The sequence below is a fragment of the Pseudoalteromonas sp. SWXJZ94C genome (genome assembly GCF_015864385.1).
In the GTDB taxonomy this organism is placed as follows: Bacteria; Pseudomonadota; Gammaproteobacteria; order Enterobacterales; family Alteromonadaceae; genus Pseudoalteromonas.
Genome location: NZ_JADYXF010000010.1, coordinates 20258 through 47223, shown reverse-complemented (window position 1 = coordinate 47223; position 26966 = coordinate 20258). Strand labels below are relative to the sequence as shown.

The following is a 26966-nucleotide window of genomic DNA, read 5'->3' as shown; positions in this document are numbered from 1 at the left end:
TTTTTATAAGCATACAGAAAATATAACTGGAAAATATGAAACATATCTACGACATTAAAGCCGGCACACTCTCGTTAAAAACGGCTGAAGAAAGAACAACATTAGATCGTATTTTGACATTTGCTTGTCGAGAAAATCCTAAACGCCATTTTATTTTAGTAAATAAATTAATAGGACGTTACACCCCAACAGCTCCTAAAGTAATGAGACAAACTTACAACCAATTAGCCGAAAAAATAGGCGAAGGGTCTCAAACCTACGTTGTAAGTTTTGCTGAAGCGGCAACCGGTTTAGGTGCAGGTGTTGCTGACAGTTTGGCTCACACCCAAAATGATGATGTTTATTTTCAACATACTACAAGGCATAAACTAGATGAAAAACTATGGTTTACTGTAGATGAAGAACATAGCCACGCAGTTAATCACATGTTTTACCAACCAAGTGAAAATTTATTAAACTCTATAATTAAATCTAAACGACTTGTTATAGTTGATGATGAAATTACCACTGGGCGCACTATTAAGGTTTTGCTTTTAAAAATACTTCCTTACTTACCCGATTTAGAAGAAATAGTAGTTACGTCAATCGTTGATTTAATGGGCGAAAAAAACTATTTACATGACTTAAATTTGGATATTCCAATTCGTTATGTCTCCTTACTCAAAGCTAATATTAGTTTAGATAAAGACCCTGATTTTAATCCTCAGCTCCCTGATAAAGTAAATTCTAAGCTCTCTAATGCGGCCTCAGCAAATGATACCGGCAGGTGTGGTTTATTAATGCCTTACAAAGAAAAAATAAAGAGCATTAATACATCTCAAAGTACGGTAGTTATTGCCGATGGAGAACATCAATATATTCCATTTTTATTAGCCGAAAGACTTGAAAATAAAGGGGTGGAAGTGGTTTTTCAATCTATTAATCGGTCGCCAATATTACTGTGCGATACAATCGTTAATAAGCATAGAATTACTACAGTAGAAAACGACACTGAACATTATTTATATAATTTTTTCCCTGAAAACAAATCAATATTTGTAGTGAGTGAAAAAAATTATGAAGGGCTACTATTTACTGATGGGGTTAAATACCACGAATGGAAATGCTAGCACAGCACACCTCAAGGCTGTTTGTGTTTACCGATTTAGACGACACATTGTTTAAAAGCCTAAAAAATACAAAAAGTGATTTATCTTTTGTAGCAACAACAAACAACCAAGGTGAGCCTCAAGGGTATTCTTCGTTACAGCAACAAAAATTGCTTAATATTTTTGAAGCCGCAGGTGGCGTATTTATACCAGTGACAGGCAGAAGAACAGATTCGTTTTTAAATTGCAGCTTACCTGCTATTAAAAATACACCGTATGCTGTGGTATCGCATGGCGCCGTTATATTAGATCAAAATCATGCATTGCTAGAGCAATGGCACGCATTTATTAACGCAGAGTTTAACTTAGCATTATTGCAAAGCGAGTTAGTAAAAACGTTTGATCATCTACATAATCATTTTACAGCATTAGACAGTTCAGTGCGGGTAAGGCTTATTGTTGATCAAGGCATTACAGCTTATGTGTGTGTTAAAGTATCGAGAAGTGATTACAGCGAAAATAAAGCCAAAGAGGTTGATTCGTATTTAAAAAGCATACTTCCAAATGACATGTTATTGCACAGCAATGGACGTAATTTTGCGATATTACCACCTTATGCAAGAAAAGAAATTGCGGTTAAGTTTATTAAAGATAAATTGAAGATAGGAGAGCATGATACGGTGTTTAGTATTGGCGACAGTAATAGTGATTTACCTTTTATGAAAGAGTCTGATTTTTTAATTGCTCCCAACGGTTCGCAAATTTTAGACAAGGAGCAATATCAATGAAAACACCATTAATGGGTAGTTATCCAGAACATGATTGCTTGTTCTTATTAAAGAAAATAAAACCAGAATTTCATTCTATCGAAGATAAAGAACGCTTAATTCAAACAGGACAATTACATTACTCTCAAATGGTTAGCCAAGAAAGTAAGCCAACCCCTGAATATGAAAAATTATTTCATGATTTAACAGCAAAATATAAACACAAATTAGCTGAAGAAATTCTTAATCTATCGTGCCTCATTTCCAATAATGTTAAGCAAGATGTGTGTATTGTTTCTTTAGTTAGAGCGGGTACACCTATTGGCGTGCTTGTTAATAAAGGTATAAACAACTACTCACAATATAACTCAACGCACTACTCAATTAGCATTGTTCGCGATAAAGGTATTGATGTTAATGCTTTAGATTATCTTATTTTTGATTTAAAAATACCTCCTCAAAGCATTGTATTTATTGATGGTTGGACTGCCAAAGGTGTTATTACTAAAGAGCTTAAAAAAGCGATTGAAGATTATAATGCTAGCCGTAAAGTTAATATAAGCAACACGTTATATGTTGTATCCGACATAGGTGGAACCGCTGACTACAGCGTTACTTTTGAGGACTATGCAATACCCAGTGCGTTAATGAACTCAACAGTAAGTGGTTTAATTAGTCGCTCAGTTATTAATGATCAGATTAAAAAAGATGATTTTCATGGCTGTATTTCGTATGAGCACTTAGCTCAATATGATTATTCAAATTGGTTTGTTTCTGAAATTTCCAATTGCTTTAAAGCGGTATATTATAAACTAGCAGCCGTGCCAGATGAGCAACAAAGAGAAGCGCGTAATCAGCTAACTCAAAATTATATTCGCTTATTAATGAACAAATTTAGCGTGACCGATATAAACAGAATTAAACCCGGTATAGCAGAAGCAACACGAGTAATGTTACGCAGAGTACCTGACCTTTTGATTGTAAATGATGCGAGTAACCCAAATACCGCGCATTTAATTACAATAGCCAACGAAAAGGGTATTGAGATCTGTGTATTACCCGAAATGCCATTTGGTGCGTGTGCACTTATAAAAGATGTAGATTAGTTATGAAAAAAATAGCAGTATTTGATTTTGATGAAACATTGGTTAAAGAAAACTCTTTGAGTTTTTTGTTCAAGTATTTTTTAGGTAGAAGACCTCTTTTTAGTTATCTTTTACCAATATTTACTAAACAAAAAGTATCCAGAAAAACAATAAAAAACTCAATTAAGCAGCATTTTTACATGCTTTCTTTAAATAATAAAAGCAACGAACTGGTATTTGAAGCGGGTGTAAACACAGCCGAAAAATTAACCCCTATTAAGCCAGTGCTAGAGCGAATGATGGATTTGCATGCTCAAGGGGTAGAAATTTGGATTATTACCGCTTCGCCCCAATACTTTATTGAAGGCATAGTTAATAAACTACAATGGCCCGTTGAAAGAGTAATTGGTACATTATTGAAAGAAGATGATAATGTACTAAATGGGTTAATTGGTACAGAGTGTCAAATTGAAGAAAAAGTAGCGCGATTTAACTCGTTAATTGCGAGCGAAAAGTTAACGTGCTCAGTTGAAGAGGCATACGGTAATTTACCCGTAGATATACCCATGTTAGAGCTCGCTGAAAAAAAGTTTTATGTTAAAAAAGGGCAATTAAGTCCGTTTATAAACAATTAATGGAGAATAGTATGAGTTTTTGGAATAACGTTAAAGAAAAAATAAGCGATGCAAACGACAGTTTACAAAAAAACATCGGACAATTTAAAAACAAAAAATTTGCAGATGCTTCAATGGCTATATGTGCTTTAGTTGCAGCGGCTGATGGCGATATTGATGCAGACGAGCGTAAAAAAACGGCTGGCTTTATTGTGTCTAACGAGTCTTTAAAGGTTTTTTCTGCTTCTGATTTAAAAGAGAAGTTTGACTTTTATTGCAACAAATTAGAAGCCGATTACGACTTCGGTAAAATAGAAGCAATTCAAGCGTTAAGCGCTTTAAAAGGTAAGCAAGACCAAGCACGAGCGTGTATTCAGTTAGGTATTGTTATTGGCGGTGCTGACGGTGATTTTGACGCAGACGAAAAACGTGCAATTAAAGAAGCGTGTAATGCGGTAGGTATTGCACCATCTGAGTTTGATTTATAAATCAGTTACAAAATTAATGTGTAGAGAAGGTAGTAAACAAATATGCTAACAAATTAATAATGACAACTATCACTTTGTGTTATTAGTTTATGTTTAACTGCTTTATCTACGCATGAGTTTTCGTTAATTATCTATTAAGGAACTCATTATGAGGCGTTTACCAGTATACCTATTATTAGACACATCTGGCTCAATGTATGGAGAGCCAATTGAATCAGTAAAAAATGGTTTAGAAACCTTACTCTCATCACTTCGCCAAGACCCTTATGCGCTTGAAACTGCCTTTTTATCAATAATTGAATTTAACACTAAAGCCGTTCAGTCTGTGCCTCTTACTGATTTAATGTCGTTTCAATCACCCGATTTAACGCCTTCAGGCACCACATCGCTTGGTGCTGCACTTACTTTACTTGCTAATAAAGTGAATGAAGAAGTTAAAACAACAACGCTTGACGAAAAAGGCGATTGGCGACCACTCGTTTTTGTATTTAGTGATGGTGGTGCAACCGACGATTTTCAAAAAGGTATCGATGATTTAAAAGCAACAAAAATGGGTATTATAGTCGCTTGCGCTGCTGGTCATCATGCAAAAATAGATGAGCTTACAAGAATAACTGAAAATGTTGTGCATCTTGAAAATGCAGACTCTAAAGCAATTTCAGCCTTTTTTGAGTGGGTATCTGCAAGTATTTCAACAAACTCTCAAAAAGTAGAAAATGGCGAATCAGAAGCGTCTCAACTATCGGATCTTCCGCCGCCACCACCTGAAATTAACTTAGTTGATTTAACCAAAAAATAGGAGTCAGTAATGAGTCGACGTTTACCTGTATACCTCTTAATTGATAGCTCTGGTTCTATGCAAGGCGAGCCTATTCATGCTGTTAACGTAGGTATTAGTTCAATGCTAACCGCGTTAAGACAAGACCCTTACGCGCTTGAATCTGTGTATTTATCGTTAATTACATTTGATCGTGAAGTGAAAGAAATTTTACCTTTAACACCGCTCGAAAGTGCGCAATTTTCAGAGATTGAATTACCTAGATCGGGTGCTACTCACATGGGAGAAGCTCTTGAATTTGTTGTTGATAAAGTAGCAAAAAATGTAATTAAATCCTCAGATGATACTAAAGGCGACTTTAGACCCATGCTGTTTATTATGACCGATGGCTCACCATCAGATTTAATGGTGTTTAAAGAAAGCCTACCAAAAGTTAAGGCAAGTAATTTTGCTGAAATAATTGCGTGTGCTGCGGGTCCTAAAGCAAAACCTGAATTTTTAAAGCAATTAACAAGTAATGTTGTTGTGTTAGACAATATGGAAAGTTCGGCATTTTCACAATTTTTTAAATGGGTAAGTGATTCTATTGCAGCCGGCTCAATGAGCTCAGGTGTAGATGGACCACTGGAGAACTCGCTACCCCCTCCACCGCCGGAGTTTCAAATCGTATTATAAGGAAATAGCATGCGCAGATTACCGATATTTTTTGTAATAGATGTATCAGAGTCAATGACTGGAGAGCCAATTGAATTGATGGAAAAAGGAATCGAAAATATCGTTTCTTCTTTGCGTCAAGATCCTCATTCATTAGAAACTGTTTTTATTAGCGTTATAGCATTTGCCGGCAAAGCTAAAACAATTGCTCCCTTAGTTGATTTGATTTCTTTTTATCCGCCTAAAATTTCTGTTGGTGGCGGTACATCTTTAGGTAGCGCATTAAATGTATTAATGGATGAAATAGATACCAACGTAAAAAAAACCACATATGAAACACGTGGTGATTGGGAACCTATTGTTTTTCTTATTACGGATGGAAAACCAACAGACGATCCAAGCCAGGCAATTACGCGTTGGCAAGATAAGTACGCTAAAAATGCCAGCCTTATTGCCATTACGTTGGGCTTAAATGCAGATGTTGATATATTAAATCAAGTTGCAAACCCCGTGTTAGCGCTGGAAAACACCGATAAAAATCAGTTCTTTAAATTTATTGAATGGGTAAGTGCATCTGTTAAAGCACAAAGCCAAATGATAGAGCTAGATAATAAAAATTCTCCCGTATCTCTAGAAAAAGTAAGTAACGCTGGCCTAAGAATAATGGGTAATACAAGCGAGCTTAACAACCATGAGGCGAGTGCGTCTGATTCAAGTTGTGTAACATTAACGGGTCGTTGTTCAAGCAATCGTCGTCCTTATTTAATTAAATACGCTAAACCAAAACTTGTTGAAGGGATGGAGCGTTTTATTCAAAACCATCAGTACTATCACCTCGAAGGCGCCTATAAATTAGAAGAAAGTTACTTTGAATGGTCCTCTGATAATTACGTTGCAGAGCAAGTCGATACGTCGTCTCTTGATGGTATTCCGCCTTGTCCGCAATGCGGTAATCAGTCAGCTTTTGCAATGTGCGGTTGTGGTAAATTATTGTGCATTGGCGACGAAGATATTGTTATGTGTCCGTGGTGCGAAAAAAGCATTAAGTTTAGCCAAGGAAGCGGTGATTTTTCTATTACGCGAGGTCAGGGCTAATGAGTAAAGTAAAGCTCGAACAAGCATTATTAGACATTTTACTCCAAGCTTCACTTACAAATACAAAACAGTCATTTGTTCAAAAGCGAGCTAACCAACATTTAGATCAAACCGTTGTGCAGCATCATATAAATGCATTGCTTAATGAGCTAACGCCATTAGTAAAAAATGACAAAAGTATGGTGCGTCTAACAACAGAGGGCGCTAAATTGCATAAAAAAAATAACAACTTAAGTGTAAATAAACAAATACCGCCTTTGGTTATTAATGTCCGCTTGCCTAACCTTAAAGCTAATACGTTGTTTTTTGAATCGATATCTCTTGCGAGTGAAACTGATGCAAAGATCAGCTTTTTTCAAACAAAAAGTATTGATGAGTTTGAGGGCGTAGAATTTGATGCAGATAAATTAACGTTGTCTGGCACAACAACTCAAGTTGGCGATCATCAGTTTGATTTATACGGCTCAACCCCGCTTGCTAATGGGCAGGTTCAGGGTGTGGTTGTAAGAGTAAAAGTAACCTTTGTGCCAGATCCAAAATCACTGTGGAAAAATATCTCCTCAGACGACACTGCTCGTTTTCATAAACCAGACACACACCACGCATATTGTGAAAATAGCAGCATGTTGTTAATGGGTAGCAGTGTAAGGGGGCGCTCGCATGCTCATAAAGGCATTCATCGCGATGACGATTTTAAACTTTACTGTGACGGCTCATCTGAATGGATTATTAGCTGTGTTGCTGATGGTGCAGGTTCGTGCAAATATTCTCGCCAAGGCGCATTTGTTGCCGTAAACAATGCAACCGATTCACTTAAAGAATCTTTAAATGGACATTACGGCACCGCACTTGAAAAAGCGTATAACGACTTCTCTAATGATAGTAACGAAGAAAACCAAAAATCATTACTCGAAGCCTACCAGCATACTATCGTAAAAGCCGTTTTTAGTGCCGCTAAAGCAATAAACAATAGTGTTGATGCAAACCAAGGCGACAGTATAAAAGACTTCTCTACAACATTAATACTTGCCGCGCATAAAAAAGTGGCAGGTGGCTACCTCGTTATCTCTTTTTGGATTGGGGATGGTGGTATTGCCATATACGATAAAAATAAAAAAGTAGTATTAATGGGCGAACCAGACAGTGGTGAATTTGCTGGGCAAACGCGATTTTTAGATAACAAAATATTTGACGATGGCAGTGTTTACAGGCGCGTTAGAATCGAAAAGGTTGAATCTATGAGTGCGCTTATTCTTGCCACCGATGGGATCACCGATGCATGGTTTGAAACAGAAAAACAACTAGATTCACTAACTCATTGGGACCGACTATGGAATGAGTTAGAGCCTCATGTTACAAACAAAAACCGTAAAGATGGCTTACAAGGTTTAACCCAGTGGATGGATTTTTGGTCAAAGGGTAACCATGACGATCGTACAATTTCTGTTTGCCTCGTTAAGGAGTGATTTATGGCAGTTATTAAAATAAACGCACTTGATGGTTCTGTTGTAGAATTTGTTGATGAGATCATTGGCTCAGGTGCAATGAAAGATGTGTACTTTAGCCCTTGCAAATCCTACGTGGTCGCTTTTTACAGAGACGAGCTAGATCATGCAAGCATAGAACGATTAGAAATGATCACGGGTCGGTATCGCGAAAGTATTTTTCAGCATGAAACCGGTGATTACTGGAAAAGCTTTTTTTGTTGGCCTGAAAAAATTGTTGAACACGACGGTCGAATAGGCGTTGTTGTACCCTCGTATCAGGCGCATTTTTTCTTTGATTATGGCTCAGTTAATAATGACTTTTTAAATATCAAAGGCAAAGAAAAACAAGGTAAATGGTTTGCATCGGCAAATAACCAAAACCGTTTTCTTGATAACCGAGAAAAAGGGGATTGGTCTAAATACCTAAAAATATCCCTTACTATTGCCAGAGCCGTACGCAGATTACATGCAGCAGGGCTTGCTCACTCTGATTTAAGTTATAAAAATGTGCTTGTGTCGCCTGTAGAGGGACTTGCGACCATCATTGATGTTGATGGTTTGGTTGTACCAGGAAAGTACCCGCCAGACGTAGTAGGCACACCTGATTTTATTGCACCTGAGGTGGTAGCCACAGCGCACCTATCTAAAACAGACCCAGCGAGGTGTTTACCAAATATATCAACAGATAGACACGCGTTAGCTGTTTTAATTTATAACTACTTATTACTACGCCACCCTTTGCGAGGCGACAAAGTAAGAGACTTAGACCCGCAAAAAGACGAAACCTTATCCATGGGCGAAAAAGCTTTATTTGTAGAGCACCCTACAAACGCCGACAACCGAATAAAACTAGAAAGAGTAAAACCAACCGAGCTACCTTGGAAAGACACCAACAAACTACCTTACTCAATTACCGGTCCATACATAAGTAAGTTATTTGAAAGAGCTTTTATTGACGGGCTTCATTCGCCACAGAGCCGACCAACTGCTGATGAATGGGAAAGCGCATTAATTAAATCGATTGATTTGATTCAGCCATGCGTTAACGCAGAGTGCAAACAAGGCTGGTATATTTTTGATAATACACTCTCGCCAACATGCCCTTTTTGCGGTACCAAGTACAACGGGTTACTTCCTGTAATTAACTTTTATTCTGAAAGAGAAAAAGGGCGCTTTGTTTCTGATGACCACAGGTTAATGGTTTACACAAACCAATCATTATACAGATGGCACACCAATCGTTTTGTAACACCAAACGAAAGGCTGCAAGCACATGATAAAAAGCGACAAGGCTATTTTGTTTTTCATAATCACGCTTGGTATTTGGTAAACGAAAATATGCCTCACCTAATAAATGCAACCACAAAAGAAAGTTACCCAGTAGGAAGTCAGATTCAAATTACAGATGGGATTAATTTACTCATTGGTAATGAAAGAGGTGACCGATTATTAAATATTCAAATGGTTGATAGTGACTGTTGATTAAATCTTTACATGTATATTTTTAGTTGGGTATACAGTAACTAAAACACTAATTTTCTATAGGAAGGAAAATGATAAATAAAAAAGTTTTGTTTGCAGCAGGCGCCGGTGTAGGCGGTTTAGCGAGTGCAATTTTGGCGCATATTACAGGTATTCTTGAATCAGCCTTTAGTAGTTGGGTTTTTACAGGAGCGCTTGATGCTGCATTAATTGGTGCATCCCTTGTTTATGTTCAAAATTACTACCAAAGCAATTCATGGGATAACACCAATAAAATATTTAATGGTGCATCTAAAGGGCTTGGTATAGGTGCTGCTGGTGGCTTATTAGCATTTTTATCAATGAATATGTTATCTGATGAGATGGGGCGACTTATTGGTTGGAGTATTAGTGGAGCCGCAGCAGGTTATGTTGCCTCATTAAGAATACCTAATTTAAAAGCACAAGTAGCGTTAATTGCCGGTGCAGTAGGTGGTGCAATTGGGCTTGTTGTAATGAACTTAGGTTTAAGCTACACCATGGGCGTTATTGTAACCGGCGCTGTAATTGGGCTTATGGTTGCAACATCAGAAGAGGTATTTAGAAAAGCATCAATTAACGTCACATTAAAGCCCGTTGGTACTGGCGTTTCATTAGCAAAAGCACACAGCTTTAATTTAACACTTGGTGCAGATCCTATTTTAATTGGTTTTACAGACGACATGGACATTAAGCTTACAAGCAGCGGGATTGCGATGCAAAAGCAAATAGGCAGTATTTCTATTGAAGGCAACGACGTGTTTTTTAACTCAGACATTGATAACAGTAAAGTTAAAATAGCAAAAGACAGAGGCTTTAGCATTGAAAACTGTGAAGTAAGCTTGCAAGGTATTAGCTAACGTTTATTTTTGATATACAACATAATTTAACTATTTAATTATGTTGTATATTATCAAGTTTTATATCAATAACTAAAACTTGATAAACACTTTTATTTAATCTACCGAGTAGGCTAATAGCATAATCTAAAAAAAGAGGGGGTTGTATTTATTTCCCCGTTTCAATGTTTAATACTGCAATTATTCATTGTATTTAAAACTCAAATGTAAAACCAAACTCTCTTAATTTTTCGTACACGTTTATGTCAAAACGATAAAGCGTTGCGGCTCTGTGAGCTACGTTGGTTTGTTTTTCTTTGCAGTTTATTAATAAGTTCATTTTTTGAAACTTACGTCTAAAGTTAGGTTTATCGAGTGATTTATTTAAAATCGACTCGTAAATTCCTTGTAGCTCAAGCAGGGTGAATTTTTCAGGGAGTAAGCTAAAACCAATAGGCTCGTGTCTTACTTTGTAGCGTAAGTAGTCTAAGCCGCTTTTTAAAATATCAGCATGGTCAAACATTAAAGCCGGTACACTATTTACATCAAACCATTCACACTCTAAAGCATTGTCGCCGCTCACAAGGTTGGTTTCTTCAAAGCGAACGAGCGAATAATAAACAATGGTAATAATACGTCTGGCAGGGTAGCGGTCTACGTTACCAAAAGCACCTAACTGATCTAAGTACAGGTTTTCAACACCGGTCGTACTTTTAACAACACGTAAAGCTGCAAGGTCTAAGTTTTCATCTTTACGAACCCAATGACCAATTAAACCCCATTGGCTTGTTGCAAGGCCTCGATTATATTTAACCAGCAACACCTTTAACTTACCTTCATGAATAGCAAATACAATATTATCTACGGTTAGATTACTAATGCAGTCATCAGGAATCGATTCTTCGTCGATGTTGTTAGAAATGTTTGATGTTTTATAGTGCATAAATTACTCAGCCAAAGCTATACGAAGATATTGTTATAAAGACTATTAAGGGTATATAAAAGGTGGGTAAAGCGCAAATAAAAAGCTTTTATAATTCCTATTTAAAACAATCACATCTATTTAATTAATCACTTTATACACTGTACCTGTTTTTACGCGTTAACGCCGATATTCGACTTTGGCTTGGTATTGGTTTTTTATTGAACGAATAATACCTTTTTATGTTAGTAAATTTAACGCTTAATTAGCGCCATGTATTAAATAAATTACTGGCTGATTAAAAATGTAACATAAATGTTTACATGTGCCAAAAATGCATATAGTATTTTTGACTATATCGATTTGCATTGAAAATTGAGCACACATGAACAACACAAAACACACACTCACAATTAAAGAAAAAATAGGGTACGGCCTTGGTGATACAGCCAGTAATATTGTATTTCAAATGGTCGCTAACTTTATGTTGATATTTTATACCGATGTTTACGGTTTATCTGCAGCCGCTGCGGGTACCTTATTATTAGCGGTTCGTTTATTTGATGGTATTACCGACCCTATAATGGGCAGCATTGCCGATAGAACGCGCAGCCGTTGGGGGTCTTACCGCCCATATATATTATTTTTAGCCGTGCCTTACGGTGTGTTTGCTTGCTTAGCATTTATAACCCCCGATTTTGATTCTACGGGCAAGCTTATATATGCCTACTTTACTTACGGGCTATTAATGACGTGTTATACCGCTATTAATATACCTTATGGCGCACTTGGCGCAGTAATGACAAACGACCCTAAAGAGCGTGCATCGCTTCAGTCATATCGATTTGCAATGGCAATGGCTGCACTGCTTGTAATTGTATGGGCACTGCCTAAGCTGGTTGCTTTTTTTGGCGACGGCGACGATGTAGTAGGTTACCCACTAGCCATGGTGTTTTTAGGCGGACTTGCAGCGGCTTGTTTTTTACTGTGTTTTAAAATGACCAAAGAAACCAAACAAGTTAAACCCGCGCAAAGTAAAAAGAATGCCTTCCTTGAATTTTTAAGCTTATTTAAAAACGATCAATGGGTTGTAATAGCCGTTATAAGCCTAGCAACATTAATATTAATTGGCGTTAGAGCCTCAGTAGCACCGCATTATATTAAGTACTACGTAGGAGAAGCCTCACTTACTTCTAACTTTTTAACACTCTCAGCAATTGGCTCAGTACTAGGCGCTGTGTCTACCAACTTTTTAACCAAATTTATTGAAAAGAAAACACTATTTATAGTCGCTTTAGTTGTCGTAATTATTTCTCATAGCATGTTTTACGTACTTGAGAGCGACGCCATAGTCACCATTTTTATCGTCTACTTTATTGCTAACTTTGCCCACATGATAATTACCCCAATTATGTTTTCGATGGTGGCAGATACGGTTGACTACGGGGCATTAAAAATTGGTCGCCGATTAACCGCTGTTACGTTTTCGGGTCATTTATTGGCAATAAAACTAGGCTTTGCAATTGGCGGTGCTATTGCAGGGTGGATATTATCTGGCTATGCATACGTGCCTAATCAAGAGCAATCAGAACACACGTTATCAGGCATTTTACTCGCTTTTGCTGGTATTCCAGTAATTTGTACCGTGGCATGTTTAATTTTTATAACACGTTACAAACTTACCGAGCCTGAGGTAAAGCGCATTCAAACGCAGCTGGCTGATAACAAAACCATAAACTAATTTAGCAGTCCATTTTGCACCTTTTAAAAGTGCAAAGTGGGCAGGCAATACTAGGAGTAAAAATGCAAAATACAGCACAAGCAGCACCCCCATCTAATGGATTAAGTGACGCTGAACTTAAACAGTTAAAAGACTTACAACGAGCCAACTCGTTAATACAAAATCATAATGTATTAGTTGATCACATGTATACCGCCGATCCGTCTGCGCATGTGTTTAACGGCAAAGTGTATATTTATCCATCGCATGACATTGAATCAAAAAATGAAATTAATGATAACGGCGACCACTTTGCAATGCGCGACTACCATGTGTTTTCCCTTGACGAAAGCTCAGGTAAAGCCATAGATCATGGCGTAGCACTTTGTGTAGATGACGTAAAATGGGCAAGCAAGCAAATGTGGGCACCCGATGCAGCGCATAAACTTGGTCAGTATTACCTTTATTTTCCGGCGCGCGATCAGCAAGGTATTTTTAGAATTGGCGTTGCAAAAAGTGACAGTCCAACAGGTCCATTTAAAGCCGAAGACGATTGCATTCAAGGGACGTTTAGTATTGACCCTGCTGTATTTGAAGATGACGACTCAAGCCATTATTTGTATTTTGGTGGCTTGTGGGGTGGCCAATTACAAAATTGGCAAACGAGCGAATTTAACAAAGAAAACACGTATCCCAAAAATAGTGAACCTGCAATTCCTGCGCGCGTAGCAAAATTATCTGAAGATATGATCAGCCTAAGCGAAGACGTAAAAGAGGTTGTTGTATTAGATGAGAGCGGCTCACCAATTACAGTGTGCGATAACAACCGCCGGTTTTTTGAAGGTCCTTGGGTACATAAACACAACGGTGTTTATTACTTTTCGTACTCAACGGGCGATACACACAAAATTGTATACGCAACGGGCGATAATCCGTACGGGCCATTTACCTATCAGGGCGTTATTTTAAACCCAGTACTTGGTTGGACCACGCATCACTCAATTGTTAAGCACAATGATGGTTGGTTTTTATTTTATCACGACAGTACGTTGTCGGGCGGACAAACCCATTTACGCAGTATGAAAATGGCTAAGCTTGAGCACGACTCAAACGGAAAAATCCAAACAATAAGCCCATATGAACACGCTTAATATAAATAGTTACAAACAATGCAAATTATCTGCGTGAGCACTGCAACGCCTTTTATTTGCATTAAAAAGATATAGTCAATATGACCATTTATTTATTTTGTTAATGGTCTAAATAAGAGGAAGCTGAGGAAATATGAAAAAATGAAAACATTTTAAAGTAAAAAATAGCACAAAGAATTAGCATAAACATGCTGTTATTTAAAGATTTATTAGTTAAGTAGCACATGTTTAAAACTGGTTGTGGTCTTTGTAAAACGTTTAAAACATACACACACAATAATTATTTATTGACCGTAAAATGAAACAAATAGTTTACAATTATGTTTCGAGTAATTCTTAAAGTCTTGCAGTACGTCAATAATAATTTAATAAGAAAAAGGCATCATGATGTTTAAGAAAAAGATAATTTCAACAGCCATACTCGCTGCAATGGGTACCGTTACGCTTCCTCACCAAAGCTACGCTGCAGAAACCGTTGCCGATGAAGATGTAGAAATAATACAAGTAACAGGCATTAGAGGTTCATTGCAGCGCTCTATGGATGTTAAACGCGATTCTTCTGGTATTGTCGATGCAATTTCGGCTGAGGATATGGGGAAATTTCCTGATACCAATCTTGCTGAATCACTACAACGTATTACCGGCGTATCAATAGATAGAGCGGGCGGTGAAGGTAGCCGCGTAACAGTCCGTGGATTTGGACCTGCTAATAACTTAATTACAATTAATGGCCGCCAACTTCCAAATACAACAGGTGACCGTACATTTGATTTTGCAAATGTCGCATCTGAAAGCGTATCGGGCGTGCAAGTTTATAAAACATCAGACGCAAGTGTTACTTCAGGTGGCATTGGTGCAACTATAAACTTAACAACCAACAGACCCTTAAATAGCCCAGGTATAAAAGCATCGTTTGGCGTTAAAGCTGTAGACGATCAATCTACCGACGAGGGTAGCATTACACCAGAGGTAAGCGGTTTATATTCGCAAACATTTGGGGATGACAAGTTTGGTATTTCGATTTCAGGTAGCTACCAAGACCGTGAAAGCGGTATGCAACAGTTTATTCAAGATCAAGGCTACAGAGCATCTGATTACACAAATACAGGATGGGGCGGCGTACCTGCAGGCGCTGAAGGCGGAACAAACAGACCTACATCAGGCATTTACTCAAACCCGCAACAACCACGTTATGTGTTTGAAGAGCGTCAACGTGAACGTGTAAATGGTCAGTTGGTATTTCAATATCAACCTGTTGAAAATATTACAGCAACCCTTGATTACACGGGCTTTAAAACAACCGTTGAAGAGCAGCACACTGATGCTTCAGTATGGTTTAACTACGCTGGCGACAGAAGTGAATCTGTTTGGGCGGGCGAGCCTAACGCGTATCCACTTATTTACTCAGAAATTTATGACATTCAAAGTGATGCCGACTACCGCGATACGTCGCTTACGGTAGGTTCTTGGGGTCGCGAAGAAAAAACAGATTCATTAGGCTTTAACCTAGAATGGGCGGTATCGGATCAGCTTAACCTAGAATTTGATCATCACAGTTCAAAAGCATCAATGAAAGCAACTGATCCACGCCACGGTACACGTAATAATATTCAGTTACCGTCGTACACTCGTTCGCGTACAGGGCTTGATTTAACCGGTGACTTACCAGGTATTGCTATTGGTAACATTGAAAATTTCACGCCAGAAACCATGCGTTTATCGGGTAGCTGGTTTGCAAACGACAAATACGATTCAGAAATCGATCAAACACAAATCTCAGGTAAGTACTTCTTTGACGACAGTTTAAGTATTGATTTTGGCGTTGCGGTTAATAAAGTAAATAACCATTATCGTCATACGCAAGTACAGCGCCCAGATTGGGGTGGAGTTGGTGTTGAGGGCGACTTTGCTGATATCGATTGGCGCCAAGATACTATTTTAGATAAGTTTCAAGCTAAAGCGGGTAATTTTGAAGGCACTGCAACACAAGGCGAATATGATTTATTTAATACAATCTTTTTTGCCGACTTTGACGCGATTGTAAATGCAGCAGAGTACGCAGATCCGATTGCCAACGTAGATAACCTTTACGGTGATTGTAAAGCAGCCGACGGCGCAGCGGCAGGACCAAACGGGGAAGGACAATTTTGTGCCTCAACCGATTGGGATGCAGCAACAAACCGCTTTACTGAAGAAAAAACGCAGTCTGCTTTTGCACAAGTAAATTACAAAGGCGAATTGAGCGGCATGTTCTTCGATCTACAAGTTGGCTTACGCTACGAAAAAACAGACGTATATTCTAAAGCAACCGCACCCGGCTACAGCCGCGTAGAATGGAACGAAGATACAGCCACATCAGTAACGGGTGTTACCGGTATTGAAACGCTAAGCCAATCGGCAGATTACAGCCAGTTCCTGCCAAATATTAATTTTAATATTGAAGTTGTTGAAGATGTAATGATTCGCGCAGCAGCAAGCAAAACTATTTCAAGAGCGGGTTATGGTCAGCTGCAAGGCGGCACAACTATTAATACCGGCGGTAGTTTAAGTGGTTATTCGGGTGGGTCTGGTAATCCAGGACTTAAACCGCTTGAATCAATTAACTACGACTTATCAAGTGAATGGTATTACGGCGAAGGAAGCTATATTTCGTTTGGTTACTTTAAAAAAGACGTAACAAACTGGATAACTACAGGCACTATCGACTCAAATATATTTAACTTAGCGGATCCATTAAATGGTGAAAAATTTAGAGCTGCATCAAGTGCTCTAGGTAGTAATGCATCTAACGAAGACATCAGAAATTACATATTTGAAAACTTTGCTGATGATCCAAATGTGCAACCTAAATTTGATGAAGATGGTGAGTTAGACGGCGGCACAATTGTTGGTGACCCAGACTCAGATGATCCAATTAACTTTAGAATAAACGTGCCTGTAAATGGCGACCAAGAATACACCATTGATGGCTTTGAATTTAATATTCAGCACTTATTTGGTGAGTCAGGCTTTGGCGGTATTTTTAACTACACCATGGTTGACTCGGGTCTTGAATACGACAACGATTCGCTAGAGGATACAGAAGCACTCGTAGGGTTAAGTGATACTGCAAACGTGGTGTTCTTTTACGATAAAGAAGGCTTACAAGCACGTATTGCGTATAACTGGCGCGACTCGTTTTTAAATGAACGTCGTGTAAATGGCGATTTAACCGCACCAATTTACACCGATGAGTATTACCAAATAGACTTTAACGTAAGTTACGAAGTACCAGCAGTAGAGGGACTTACTGTATTTATTGAAGGTATAAACATTACCGACGAGTACGTAACATCGTACGGGCGTAAGCAACAGTTGATTTATAACATCACTCAAACAGGCTCTCGTTACGGTTTAGGTGTTCGTTATAATTTTTAATAAATTACCCTTGTAGCAACCTTATAAAAGCCGCATTTTGCGGCTTTTTTATTTGCCTAAATTAACCTAGTAATAATAATATCCAGCTGTTATAGTCAATGTGAATTTAACTTATTAGTTACATTTAATGTGTAGCAATAGGTAAAGGCACACAACAACAATTGGAGCACACAATCCATGGCCAATCATGCATTATTAAATAATGTTGAACATCAGCATTTAAAAATAAACCCTGCACGCAGCACACACCTAGGTGACGGGGTTTGGTACAGCGAAACATTTGTGAGTGAATTTAGAGTCGCTCAAGCACATTACCCAATATTTTTTACCAAAGACGATACAAAAAATACATTTTCGCCGGTGTGTTTATACGGCATAAACAAAGACGAAAACTTATTTTTAGTAAACCAACAATGGCAAGCACACTACATTCCGCTCAGCATGCAGCGACTGCCTTTTGCTATTGCGACTCAAAATACAATGCAAAACGGTGTAGCAACGCAAGAGCGCATGTTAAGTATTGATTTAGACTCGCCAAAAGTGTCAACAAAGCAGGGTATTAACTTATTTTTAGAACACGGCGGGAATAGTGATTACCTCGAAAACATAATAAATGTGCTCGACAACTTGCATCACGGTCTACAACAAAACCAGCCCTTTATTAAAACCTTAATTAAACATGGTTTGCTTGAATCGGTATCGCTAGAGCTTGATTTAGTAAACGGGCTTAAACATAACTTACTTGGTTTTTATACCATAAACGAAGAGTCGCTTAACCAGCTAAGTAGCGATGTAATTACACAGCTGCATTCGCAAGGATATTTAGCGTGTATATACATGATCATTGCATCGCAAGTACATGTGCGTGATTTAGTGGCGCTTAAAAACGAGCAACTTATGCTACAAAAGCACGCTGTGTAAGTACTTAGCTATGGAAAGTTTAGCAAATAATATTCAAACGCTGAGTGGCTTAACTCCCAGTACGTTACCCAAGGAGCTTTTAAACTCGCCTGTGCCTATTGTACTAAAAGGGTTTGTAAGCGATTGGCCCTTAGTTATTGCTGCTAAAAAGTCAGACAGTGCAGCGATTGATTATTTAACGCCGTTTTACGAAGGTTTTTTAGTTAATACTTGCACAATACCTGCCAGTCAAAGCGGGGTTGTAGGGTATAACCCCGATTTGAGCGGTTTTAACTTTACTAATCAGCAAGCTGCATTTATTAATGCGCTTGAGCAAATAACGCAAAGTGCAAATAGCCCACAAGCCGACACTTTATACATTGGCTCTACCAGCATTGCACAGTGCTTACCTGCTTTGGTTAAACACTGCCATGTTAACGCATTAAGCGAAGGCTGTTTATTTAATGTATGGGCAGGCGGAAAAGTTACCGTACCAGCACATTACGACGTAGCGCAAAATTTAGCATGTTGTGTTGCAGGTAAAAGGCGTTTTACTTTATTTGCCCCCGATCAAATAGATAATTTATACATAGGCCCGCTTGATAAGGCACCCGGTGGTCAGCCAATAAGCTTAACCACCACAACTGCGCCCAACTTCACGCAATACCCTAAGTTTGAGCAGGCAATAAAAGCGGCAATTACCGTTGATCTTGAAGCCGGCGATGCCCTTATATTACCCAGCATGTGGTGGCACCAAGTAGAGGGGCTTGGCAGTTTAAATATACTGTTTAATTATTGGTTTAAAAATACGCCTGCGGTGTATGGGCAGCCTACTAATGCGTTGCACCTTGCTATTTTAAACATACGTAATTTACCAAAGCATGAGCGAGCAGCATGGCAACGCTTGTTTAATTACTATGTATTTGCTGATAACGAATTTACCCACATACCAGAGCCCGCACAGGCTATTTTAACAAAGCCAATGGATGAGCTAACAGCGCGTAAATTAAGAGCCGAATTACAAAATAAATTAAGACGCTAAGCGTACTTGTAAGGTTTGAATTATGAATCAAAATGCAATTAAAAAAATAGTAATAGCAGGTGGCGGCACCGCTGGTTGGATGTGCAGCGCTGCAATGGCAAAGCTGCTAGGTAAAAATATTGAAATATGCTTGGTTGAATCCGATTTAATACCTACCGTAGGGGTCGGGGAGTCAACTATTCCTACGCTGCATATATTTCACGATTTACTAAAAATTAGTGAATCAGAATTTATGGCAGCCACTAACGCCACGTTTAAATTAGGCATATCGTTTGAGGGCTGGAAACAAAACCAGCAAAGCTACTTTCACTCATTTGGTTATGTGGGGCAAGGTTGTTGGGCTGCAGGTTTTCAGCACTTTTGGCTAAAAGGTATGCAACAAGGTGTAGCAGCCGATATTGGTGATTATTGCACAGAGCACGTAGCAAGTCGCTTGGGTAAATTTGCCGTAGTGCCGAATCAAGACCGTAACCATGCTTATCAGTTAGATGCCGGTTTGTACGCTAAGTTTTTACGAAATTTTGCAGAGCAAAACGGCGCTAAACGTATAGAAGGCATGATAAGTAAAGTTAACTTAGAGCCCACTAATGGCTTTATAAAATCGCTTACTTTAGGTGACGGGCAAATTATTGAGGGCGATTTATTTATAGATTGCACCGGCTTTAAAGGTTTATTAATAGAGCAAGCGCTACACACCGGATACGAAGATTGGAGCCATTGGCTCCCGTGCGACAGCGCAGTAGCAGTACAAACCGAATTAGTAAGCCCAATAGTGCCATATACGCGTGCAATGGCACATAAATGTGGTTGGCAGTGGCAAATACCGCTGCAAAGCCGCCGTGGTAATGGCTTAGTGTTTTGTAGTAAATACATGAGCGATGATGAGGCAAAAACAGCGCTCCTTAATAACGTAGAAGGCAAACCTATTAATGAGCCGCGCGTTATTAAATACCGCACCGGTACACGGCGTAAACATTGGAACAAAAACTGTGTGGCTATTGGCTTGGCAAGTGGTTTTATTGAGCCGCTTGAATCAACCAGTATTCATTTAATTCAGCAAAGCATTATTAGATTAATGCAAAACATGCCAACCAAAGCAATTGACTCGTGCTATCAAGATGACTTTAATAACAAAATGCGCTTTGAGGCGGAAAATATCCGCGACTTTATTGTGCTGCATTACCACATAACGCAGCGCACCGACAGCGACTTTTGGCGTTACTGTAAAAACATGCCAATACCAGAGTCGCTTGCCAAACGTCTTGAGCTATTTAGGCAAAGTGGGCATGTTTATAAAGCAGAGCAAGAGTTATTTGGCGAAGCATCGTGGTTACAAGTGATGTTAGGGCAAGGGCTAGTGCCGCAAAATTATCACCCCATTGTAGATAGCATGAGCGATGATGAGCTTAAACGCTTTTTAGAATCTATAAAAAATCATGTGGCTAAAAAGGCAAACAGCTTACCGAGTCACATTGATTTTATTAATCATTATTGCAAGGCTAAGTAAGTATTATGCTAACACTTGGCAATAATTTACAGCCGCAGTATGAGTTTATAGGGCAAGAGCAAACGCCAATTATTATAATTGACGACTACCTTAGTGAGCCGCAAAAACTTATAAACTTAGCGCAAAGTGCTGATGAAAGTGATGAAAATCATGCGCAAAATCAGGGAGAGTTTAAACCCGACGAACTCACTCAATACCCAGGTTTACGCATGCCGCTGCCAAAGCAATGTGTGGTTGATTACTTAAAGCCTCTTATACAGGGGTTTTATAACGTATTTAATATTGGGCAAACACTTACCCCATACCCAAAAGATAATGCCTTATCGTTAATTACTAAAACGGAGCAGCAACTATCACCAATACAAACCTTGCCACACTTTGATACAAACGATCCTAACCTAATTGCCATTATTCATTACCTTGGAGAGGGAGCGCACGGCGGCACTGGATTTTTTAGACATAAAAAAACAGGGTTTGAAACAATCAGCTCAAAGCGCAAAAACACGTATTTAACATATGCTCAGAAGTACCTTGAATTAGATAATGCAAAGCCTAGTTATTGCACCACGCAGCACAGTGAGTTTGAGTGCTACAAGCACATAGAATATAAGCCAAATAGGCTTATTGTGTTTCCTGGGTATTTGCTGCACACCAGTTTACTTAACACGTCTACCGATATTTCACCGTGTCCACAAACAGGGCGGCTAACGGCTAATATGTTTGTTCATTTTAAATAGGATTACTATGTCTTTTTCTTTACCTAGATTCGCATATAAGGGTTGGCTATTAAGCTTTGTTGTATTGGCGCTGAGTATGGCAACAGTGCAAAAAAGTAATGCTACAGGGTTTGATACCCTCCCTAAAAAGCAATTTAATGTGCTGCTATTTACAAAAACCGCAGGGTGGCACCATAAGTCGCAAACCGAAGGCGTTAAAGCGCTAGAAGGCTTAGCCGATAAGCACTTTTTTAATTTAATTTGGCACGAAGAAAGCCATTATTTTAACGACGATTACTTAAAAAATGTTGATGTAGTGGTATTTTTATCAACCACAGGCGATATTTTAAACCCAAAAGAGCAAGCCGCGCTTGAGCGATTTGTAAAAGCAGGTAAAGGCTTTGTTGGTATTCATAGCGCATCAGACACCGAATACGACTGGGCGTGGTATCAAAAGCTGGTGGGGCGCACCTTTAACATTCATCCTGTTATTCAAACCGGTGTATTAAGCAAAGTGCCTAATACTCGCTTTATTGGCTTAAACCATATGCCGCAGGAAATGCTTTGGACAGACGAATGGTACGAGTTTGGGCCTGAGCTAACTAAGTTAAACTACTTACTCACGGTTGATGAGCAAAGTTACAACCCAACTGCCGATTGGGGTAATAGCAAAACAGGCTCGGGTATGGGGGCGTTTCATCCTATTTCGTGGTATCACAATTACGATGGCGGCCGCTCATTTTATACCGCTCTTGGGCATACTAATGCGGTGTATAGCAGTGAGTTTTTAACCGAGCATATTTATGGCGGTATTTATTGGGCTGCAACAGGTAAAGGGTTAAAAAGCAGTAATTAATGAATAACTCATAAATGTACTTTTTAGTTTTATTTACATCGTTCAAGGCCGCTTTTTTAAGCGGCCTTTTGCATTTTAGGCACTGTTTAAACACCTCACTCATTTCACTTAGTTTATAAAATAAACAAATAGTTTTGAGAATTGCTTGATCAAATGGTCAAAAAGACTATATTAAATTTGCACGCTGATATAATTTAAATAAAGAGGATAAACATGAAAGTATTTTTTAAAATAACAACTTTATTGTTAACACTAATAAGCTATCAATCACTTGCTGCATTTAATAATAACCCATCGAGTGTAGGCGCCGACAGTTCAGGGACATACCGTAACCTCGCACAAGAAATGGGTAAAACAAATATACAGCAAAAGGTGAATAGTACTTTTGACAATATGTTTGGCTATAACAACACTCAACAACTTTACTACCCGTACACCGAAAACGGTGTTTATAAAGCACACTACATAAAAGCAATTAACCCAGACGAAGGCGACGATATAAGAACAGAAGGGCAATCGTGGGGAATGACCGCCGCTGTTATGCTCTACAAGCAAGAAGAATTTGATAACCTATGGCGCTTTGCTAAAGCGTATCAAAAAAATCCAGACAATCACCCTGATGTAAAAAAACAAGGCGTTTACGCGTGGAAACTAAAGCTTAATCAAAACGGCTTTGTTTATAAAGTAGATGAAGGCCCTGCACCTGATGGCGAAGAGTACTTTGCGTTCGCACTACTTAATGCGTCAGCCCGTTGGGGTAATTCGGGCGAATTTGATTATTATGCTGATGCCATTACCATGTTAAACACAATTAAAAACAAGCTGATGCAAAACCAAATAATCCGTTTTTCACCTTACATTGATAACCTAACAGACCCTTCTTATCACATACCTGCGTTTTACGACTACTTTGCAAATAACGTGACTAATCAAGCCGACAAAAATTACTGGCGACAAGTGGCTACAAAAAGTAGAACCTTACTTAAAAACCATTTTACAAAAGTGAATGATAATCCGCATTGGAACTTACCTACATTTTTATCGCGCTTAGATGGCAGCCCTGTTATTGGCTACATTTTTAACGGCCAAGCAAACCCAGGTCAATGGTATGAATTTGATGCATGGCGCGTAATTATGAATGTGGGTTTAGACGCGCATTTAATGGGTGCTCAAGCGTGGCATAAAAGCGCAGTAAATAAAGCACTGGGCTTTTTAAGTTATGCAAAAACAAACAACAGTAAAAACTGTTACGAGCAAGTGTATTCGTACGGTGGAGCGCAAAACAAAGGCTGCGCAGGTGAAGGTCAAAAAGCCGCGAATGCAGTAGCGTTACTTGCTTCAACAAACGCTGGGCAAGCAAATGAGTTTTTTAATGACTTCTGGTCTTTATCACAACCAACAGGTAACTACCGCTACTATAATGGTTCGTTATATATGTTAGCTATGCTGCATGTATCGGGCAATTTTAAGTTTTATAACAACACGTTTAATTAAAATAACGGTGCCTAAGTAGCAAAAATCTAAGTAGCAAAAGCTTAGGCAGCAAAAACTTAAATAATAAAAAACCGGTGTAACCAAGTTACACCGGTTTTTGTGCTTAACGAGTGAGCTTAACTTTCCCTTTAATAAGTACTTAATTAGTTAGCCAAACCCGCTACTTTTACATCAAGCGTAAACAAGCCCTTTGCGGTGGTTATTAATAATGTTTTGCGATTTTTACCACCAAACGCAAGGTTGGTTACATTAGGGCCCAGTTCAATTTTATCGATAAGTAAGCCGCTTGGCGTGTAAATATTAATAACGCCTTTTTTGTGGCTGCTAACGTAAATATTGCCAGCAGAGTCTACTTTTATACCATCGGGCGAGGTTACTTTAATAAAGTCTTCGCGCGGTGAAATCTCACCGTTTTTATCAATAGTGTATTTGCTTACGCGGTTACTAAAGTCGCCAATATAAAGGGTACGTTGATCTGGGGATAGAGCAACACCGTTGGGTTTTTCAAGCGTGGCATCAATTAAACTAAGTACGCCTGTATTACTTAACTTATACACACCGGTATAAGGCATTTGTTGAGTGCGTTCGCCTATTTGCCAGTTAGGATCGGTAAAAAATATGTCGCCATTTTTATGCATAGTCATATCGTTTGGCGAGCTAAAGCTTAGCCCATCAAATTCATTAACTACCACGGTATTAGTTTTACTTTTTATATTAATTTTAGAAAGCGACTGCGTACTGTGGTTAAGCGTATAGAGGCTCTCTCCTTTGGCATACAAACCGTTTGTACCACTGTGTTTTAAATAAGTGGTAAGGATATTGGGCAGCACTAATTTATAAATGGTCGAATCGGGGCCGAGTGCTTGCGAGCTTGCAAAGTTCATTTCTGAAAAATAAAACGAATTGTCTTGGTTTGACCACGTTGGGCCTTCTAAAAATAATAAATTGTCACTAACGAGTGTGGGTGTTACGCCCTTTATTAATGGCGACTGCTCATTGCTTTGGCTGTTTACAGCGTTTAACAAAGGTGTATTTTCAGGTTGTTGTGCCAGCGCTGCTTTATTAAAACAGAGCATTAATACAACTAGGCTTAGCGTTTTTTTGTGTGTTTTTAGCATAGACGTTTACTCAGGTTTGTTTAATTTATAATTAATGGTCATTTTGACTATATCATTTATTTTTTTCGTTGTATGATATTTATCGAAAATAATAACGATTCAACGGAGCACACACATGCATAAAAAACACACACTCAGCCTGCTTTTACTTGCAGGATCATTAAGCGTAAACGCTGCACAAGACCAAGGTCTTAAAAACACCTTTGCAGACTCATTCAAAATGGGGGTTGCTGTAAATCAAGATATAGTGACAGGCAAAAACGCAGCCGCGCAGTCAATTATTGCTAAGCAATTTAATACAGTCACCCTTGAAAACGCTATGAAAGCTGAAGTAATTTATCCGCAAAAAGGTAAGGTCGATTTTAGTGGTGCAGATGCGTTTATAGATTTTGCCAAGCAAAATAACATGTTTACCGTAGCCCACACCTTAGTGTGGCATAACCAAACGCCTGACTGGTTTTTTACAAATAGCAAAAATGAGCCAAATACCCCAGCAGAGCAGTTAGAGCAAATGCGCAAACACATAGAGCTGGTAGCAGGGCGCTATAAAAACAAAGTAGATGCATGGGACGTAGTTAACGAAGTAATTGCTGATGACGGCTCTTATCGCCCAACTGTGTGGGTTAACCGCGTAGGTGATGGCGATACAATGGTAAAAGCCGCGTTTAAATACGCCCAGCAGTATTCACCTAATACCGAGCTTTACTACAACGACTTTAATGCATGGCGACCAGAAAAAAGAGACGGCATTATACGTATGATCAAAATGTTGCAAAAAGAAGGTATTCGAATCGATGGCATTGGCATACAAGCGCACTGGGGGCTTAACTTTCCTAAAATGCAATATATTGAACAAGCCATTGATGCATACGCCGCGCTGGGTATAAAAGTGATGATCACCGAGCTTGATATAGACGTGCTGCCTTTAACAAAAGAAGGGCAGATTACCGGCACCGATATGATGAAACCACAGTTTCAGTTAGAAGAGTTTGAAACCTACCTCGACCCATACAAAAATGGCTTACCTAGCGACGTAGAGGCGCAATTAAACGCCCGTTATAAAGCCTTGTTTGAACTGTTTTACGCAAAACGCGACAAGATAGACCGCGTAACCTTTTGGGGATTACACGATGGTATGTCGTGGAAAAACGACTACCCAATCCCAAACAGAACAAACTACCCATTATTATGGGATCGTAATTTAAATCCTAAACCGATTATTAAAACAATTGCTGATGTAGTTCAGTAAGCAATTTAATGTGTAAAATGTAAAGCCGAGTGTTTTTAAATACTCGGCTTTTTTGTGTTTGAAGTTGTTACAAAGAAAAATAATGAGCAACCGCTTCACTAACTTAGCTAGTTAGTGATTTTAAATATCCTGATTTTACGCAAGTGTTATACGTTCAGATACCACTATGTCTTTTATAAAAGTATTCACCTTACGATTTAACCACCTAGGCAAATATAAAAGTAGAACAAATTTTAATCTTGATACTTATTGTTAATTAGACTATAACAGTGTTGGTTTTAGGTTAATTTAATGATTGTATATTCACACACACGATATAGAACAATAAAAATTTAATTTAAACCTTAACTATAACTAATTGATTATTAGATTCTCTTTGTGTTTTTTACAAGGTGAATATTAATAATTAAAGAGATATTACAATAATAAATATAGATGACAGTCTATTTTTACTAGTAAGTTGTAGTCATATTGAATAA

The 26966-nt window shown here is 38.5% G+C and carries 23 protein-coding genes; 21 read left to right on the top strand and 2 right to left on the bottom strand.

What is annotated here, in order from left to right; translation table 11 throughout:
* Positions 1-35 precede the first annotated feature (35 nt).
* The 11 genes from I6F65_RS06100 to I6F65_RS06050 all read left to right on the top strand — a co-directional run bounded on the left by I6F65_RS06100 (position 36) and on the right by I6F65_RS06050 (position 10416).
* Positions 36-1109, top strand: a complete 1074-nt coding sequence (locus I6F65_RS06100) for a phosphoribosyltransferase domain-containing protein (protein ID WP_197112002.1) — start codon at positions 36-38, stop codon at positions 1107-1109.
* Entirely contained in the window at positions 1097-1876 is a 780-nt protein-coding gene (locus tag I6F65_RS06095; RefSeq protein WP_197112000.1) for an HAD family hydrolase, read from the top strand. Before I6F65_RS06100 ends, I6F65_RS06095 begins: the two co-directional genes overlap by 13 nt.
* Positions 1873-2961: a cysteine protease StiP family protein gene (locus I6F65_RS06090; protein ID WP_197111998.1), complete on the top strand. Its 1089-nt coding sequence runs from the start codon at positions 1873-1875 to the stop codon at positions 2959-2961. Before I6F65_RS06095 ends, I6F65_RS06090 begins: the two co-directional genes overlap by 4 nt.
* A gap of 2 nt (positions 2962-2963) precedes the next feature.
* Positions 2964-3575: an HAD family hydrolase gene (locus I6F65_RS06085; RefSeq protein WP_197111996.1), complete on the top strand. Its 612-nt coding sequence runs from the start codon at positions 2964-2966 to the stop codon at positions 3573-3575.
* 11 nt (positions 3576-3586) lie between these two features.
* Positions 3587-4042: a tellurite resistance TerB family protein gene (locus I6F65_RS06080; protein WP_008171166.1), complete on the top strand. Its 456-nt coding sequence runs from the start codon at positions 3587-3589 to the stop codon at positions 4040-4042.
* Positions 4043-4190: 148 nt separating this feature from the next.
* Positions 4191-4841 carry a VWA domain-containing protein gene (locus I6F65_RS06075; protein WP_024610998.1) on the top strand — a complete coding sequence of 217 codons (651 nt, stop codon included), beginning with the start codon at positions 4191-4193 and terminating at the stop codon, positions 4839-4841.
* 9 nt (positions 4842-4850) lie between these two features.
* Positions 4851-5495 (top strand): VWA domain-containing protein, encoded by a 645-nt coding sequence (locus I6F65_RS06070; protein ID WP_008171172.1) that lies wholly within the window; start codon positions 4851-4853, stop codon positions 5493-5495.
* A gap of 9 nt (positions 5496-5504) precedes the next feature.
* Positions 5505-6569, top strand: a complete 1065-nt coding sequence (locus I6F65_RS06065) for a TerY-C metal binding domain-containing protein (protein ID WP_197111994.1) — start codon at positions 5505-5507, stop codon at positions 6567-6569.
* Entirely contained in the window at positions 6569-8035 is a 1467-nt protein-coding gene (locus I6F65_RS06060; RefSeq protein ID WP_197111992.1) for a PP2C family serine/threonine-protein phosphatase, read from the top strand. The genes I6F65_RS06065 and I6F65_RS06060 overlap by 1 nt, the downstream gene beginning before the upstream one ends.
* 3 nt (positions 8036-8038) lie before the next feature.
* Positions 8039-9538: a helix-hairpin-helix domain-containing protein gene (locus tag I6F65_RS06055; RefSeq protein ID WP_166112559.1), complete on the top strand. Its 1500-nt coding sequence runs from the start codon at positions 8039-8041 to the stop codon at positions 9536-9538.
* A gap of 71 nt (positions 9539-9609) precedes the next feature.
* Positions 9610-10416 (top strand): hypothetical protein, encoded by an 807-nt coding sequence (locus I6F65_RS06050; RefSeq protein ID WP_166112556.1) that lies wholly within the window; start codon positions 9610-9612, stop codon positions 10414-10416.
* A 193-nt stretch (positions 10417-10609) separates the two neighbouring features.
* Here the strand turns inward: I6F65_RS06050 and I6F65_RS06045 are convergent, their stop codons facing one another.
* Positions 10610-11338 (bottom strand): NUDIX domain-containing protein, encoded by a 729-nt coding sequence (locus I6F65_RS06045; RefSeq protein WP_007585186.1) that lies wholly within the window; start codon positions 11336-11338, stop codon positions 10610-10612.
* Positions 11339-11702: 364 nt separating this feature from the next.
* On the opposite strand from I6F65_RS06045, the gene I6F65_RS06040 reads away from it, so the two are divergent.
* The 9 genes from I6F65_RS06040 (at position 11703) to I6F65_RS06000 (ending at position 24120) form a co-directional block, all read left to right on the top strand.
* Positions 11703-13058 carry an MFS transporter gene (locus I6F65_RS06040; protein ID WP_007585185.1) on the top strand — a complete coding sequence of 452 codons (1356 nt, stop codon included), beginning with the start codon at positions 11703-11705 and terminating at the stop codon, positions 13056-13058.
* Between the two features lie 62 nt (positions 13059-13120).
* Positions 13121-14188 (top strand): glycoside hydrolase family 43 protein, encoded by a 1068-nt coding sequence (locus I6F65_RS06035; RefSeq protein WP_197111990.1) that lies wholly within the window; start codon positions 13121-13123, stop codon positions 14186-14188.
* A 387-nt stretch (positions 14189-14575) separates the two neighbouring features.
* The gene (locus I6F65_RS06030) at positions 14576-17605 is read left to right on the top strand and encodes a TonB-dependent receptor (RefSeq protein WP_197111988.1); all 3030 of its coding nucleotides are present in this window, start codon (positions 14576-14578) and stop codon (positions 17603-17605) included.
* 177 nt (positions 17606-17782) lie between these two features.
* Positions 17783-18526, top strand: coding sequence for a SapC family protein (locus I6F65_RS06025; RefSeq protein WP_024611005.1), 744 nt, complete (start codon positions 17783-17785; stop codon positions 18524-18526).
* Positions 18527-18536: 10 nt separating this feature from the next.
* Entirely contained in the window at positions 18537-19547 is a 1011-nt protein-coding gene (locus I6F65_RS06020; protein WP_024611006.1) for a cupin-like domain-containing protein, read from the top strand.
* Between the two features lie 22 nt (positions 19548-19569).
* The gene (locus I6F65_RS06015; protein ID WP_197111986.1) at positions 19570-21054 is read left to right on the top strand and encodes a tryptophan halogenase family protein; all 1485 of its coding nucleotides are present in this window, start codon (positions 19570-19572) and stop codon (positions 21052-21054) included.
* Positions 21055-21059: 5 nt separating this feature from the next.
* Entirely contained in the window at positions 21060-21791 is a 732-nt protein-coding gene (locus tag I6F65_RS06010; RefSeq protein ID WP_197111984.1) for a DUF6445 family protein, read from the top strand.
* Positions 21792-21798: 7 nt separating this feature from the next.
* The gene (locus I6F65_RS06005) at positions 21799-22626 is read left to right on the top strand and encodes a ThuA domain-containing protein (protein WP_197111982.1); all 828 of its coding nucleotides are present in this window, start codon (positions 21799-21801) and stop codon (positions 22624-22626) included.
* A 213-nt stretch (positions 22627-22839) separates the two neighbouring features.
* Positions 22840-24120: a glycosyl hydrolase family 8 gene (locus I6F65_RS06000; protein ID WP_166112535.1), complete on the top strand. Its 1281-nt coding sequence runs from the start codon at positions 22840-22842 to the stop codon at positions 24118-24120.
* A gap of 143 nt (positions 24121-24263) precedes the next feature.
* Here I6F65_RS06000 and I6F65_RS05995 read toward each other — a convergent pair whose 3' ends face one another.
* Positions 24264-25238 (bottom strand): SMP-30/gluconolactonase/LRE family protein, encoded by a 975-nt coding sequence (locus tag I6F65_RS05995; RefSeq protein ID WP_197111980.1) that lies wholly within the window; start codon positions 25236-25238, stop codon positions 24264-24266.
* A gap of 115 nt (positions 25239-25353) precedes the next feature.
* Here I6F65_RS05995 and I6F65_RS05990 point away from each other — a divergent pair, with 115 nt between their 5' ends.
* Positions 25354-26487 (top strand): endo-1,4-beta-xylanase, encoded by a 1134-nt coding sequence (locus I6F65_RS05990; protein ID WP_166112529.1) that lies wholly within the window; start codon positions 25354-25356, stop codon positions 26485-26487.
* Positions 26488-26966 lie beyond the last annotated feature (479 nt).

Coding starts and splice junctions, on each gene's coding strand:
- I6F65_RS06100 (WP_197112002.1), top strand. CDS start 36: ATGAAACATATCTACGACATTAAAGCCGGCACACTCTCGTTAAAAACG.
- I6F65_RS06095 (WP_197112000.1), top strand. CDS start 1,097: ATGGAAATGCTAGCACAGCACACCTCAAGGCTGTTTGTGTTTACCGAT.
- I6F65_RS06090 (WP_197111998.1), top strand. CDS start 1,873: ATGAAAACACCATTAATGGGTAGTTATCCAGAACATGATTGCTTGTTC.
- I6F65_RS06085 (WP_197111996.1), top strand. CDS start 2,964: ATGAAAAAAATAGCAGTATTTGATTTTGATGAAACATTGGTTAAAGAA.
- I6F65_RS06080 (WP_008171166.1), top strand. CDS start 3,587: ATGAGTTTTTGGAATAACGTTAAAGAAAAAATAAGCGATGCAAACGAC.
- I6F65_RS06075 (WP_024610998.1), top strand. CDS start 4,191: ATGAGGCGTTTACCAGTATACCTATTATTAGACACATCTGGCTCAATG.
- I6F65_RS06070 (WP_008171172.1), top strand. CDS start 4,851: ATGAGTCGACGTTTACCTGTATACCTCTTAATTGATAGCTCTGGTTCT.
- I6F65_RS06065 (WP_197111994.1), top strand. CDS start 5,505: ATGCGCAGATTACCGATATTTTTTGTAATAGATGTATCAGAGTCAATG.
- I6F65_RS06060 (WP_197111992.1), top strand. CDS start 6,569: ATGAGTAAAGTAAAGCTCGAACAAGCATTATTAGACATTTTACTCCAA.
- I6F65_RS06055 (WP_166112559.1), top strand. CDS start 8,039: ATGGCAGTTATTAAAATAAACGCACTTGATGGTTCTGTTGTAGAATTT.
- I6F65_RS06050 (WP_166112556.1), top strand. CDS start 9,610: ATGATAAATAAAAAAGTTTTGTTTGCAGCAGGCGCCGGTGTAGGCGGT.
- I6F65_RS06045 (WP_007585186.1), bottom strand. CDS start 11,338: ATGCACTATAAAACATCAAACATTTCTAACAACATCGACGAAGAATCG.
- I6F65_RS06040 (WP_007585185.1), top strand. CDS start 11,703: ATGAACAACACAAAACACACACTCACAATTAAAGAAAAAATAGGGTAC.
- I6F65_RS06035 (WP_197111990.1), top strand. CDS start 13,121: ATGCAAAATACAGCACAAGCAGCACCCCCATCTAATGGATTAAGTGAC.
- I6F65_RS06030 (WP_197111988.1), top strand. CDS start 14,576: ATGTTTAAGAAAAAGATAATTTCAACAGCCATACTCGCTGCAATGGGT.
- I6F65_RS06025 (WP_024611005.1), top strand. CDS start 17,783: ATGGCCAATCATGCATTATTAAATAATGTTGAACATCAGCATTTAAAA.
- I6F65_RS06020 (WP_024611006.1), top strand. CDS start 18,537: ATGGAAAGTTTAGCAAATAATATTCAAACGCTGAGTGGCTTAACTCCC.
- I6F65_RS06015 (WP_197111986.1), top strand. CDS start 19,570: ATGAATCAAAATGCAATTAAAAAAATAGTAATAGCAGGTGGCGGCACC.
- I6F65_RS06010 (WP_197111984.1), top strand. CDS start 21,060: ATGCTAACACTTGGCAATAATTTACAGCCGCAGTATGAGTTTATAGGG.
- I6F65_RS06005 (WP_197111982.1), top strand. CDS start 21,799: ATGTCTTTTTCTTTACCTAGATTCGCATATAAGGGTTGGCTATTAAGC.
- I6F65_RS06000 (WP_166112535.1), top strand. CDS start 22,840: ATGAAAGTATTTTTTAAAATAACAACTTTATTGTTAACACTAATAAGC.
- I6F65_RS05995 (WP_197111980.1), bottom strand. CDS start 25,238: ATGCTAAAAACACACAAAAAAACGCTAAGCCTAGTTGTATTAATGCTC.
- I6F65_RS05990 (WP_166112529.1), top strand. CDS start 25,354: ATGCATAAAAAACACACACTCAGCCTGCTTTTACTTGCAGGATCATTA.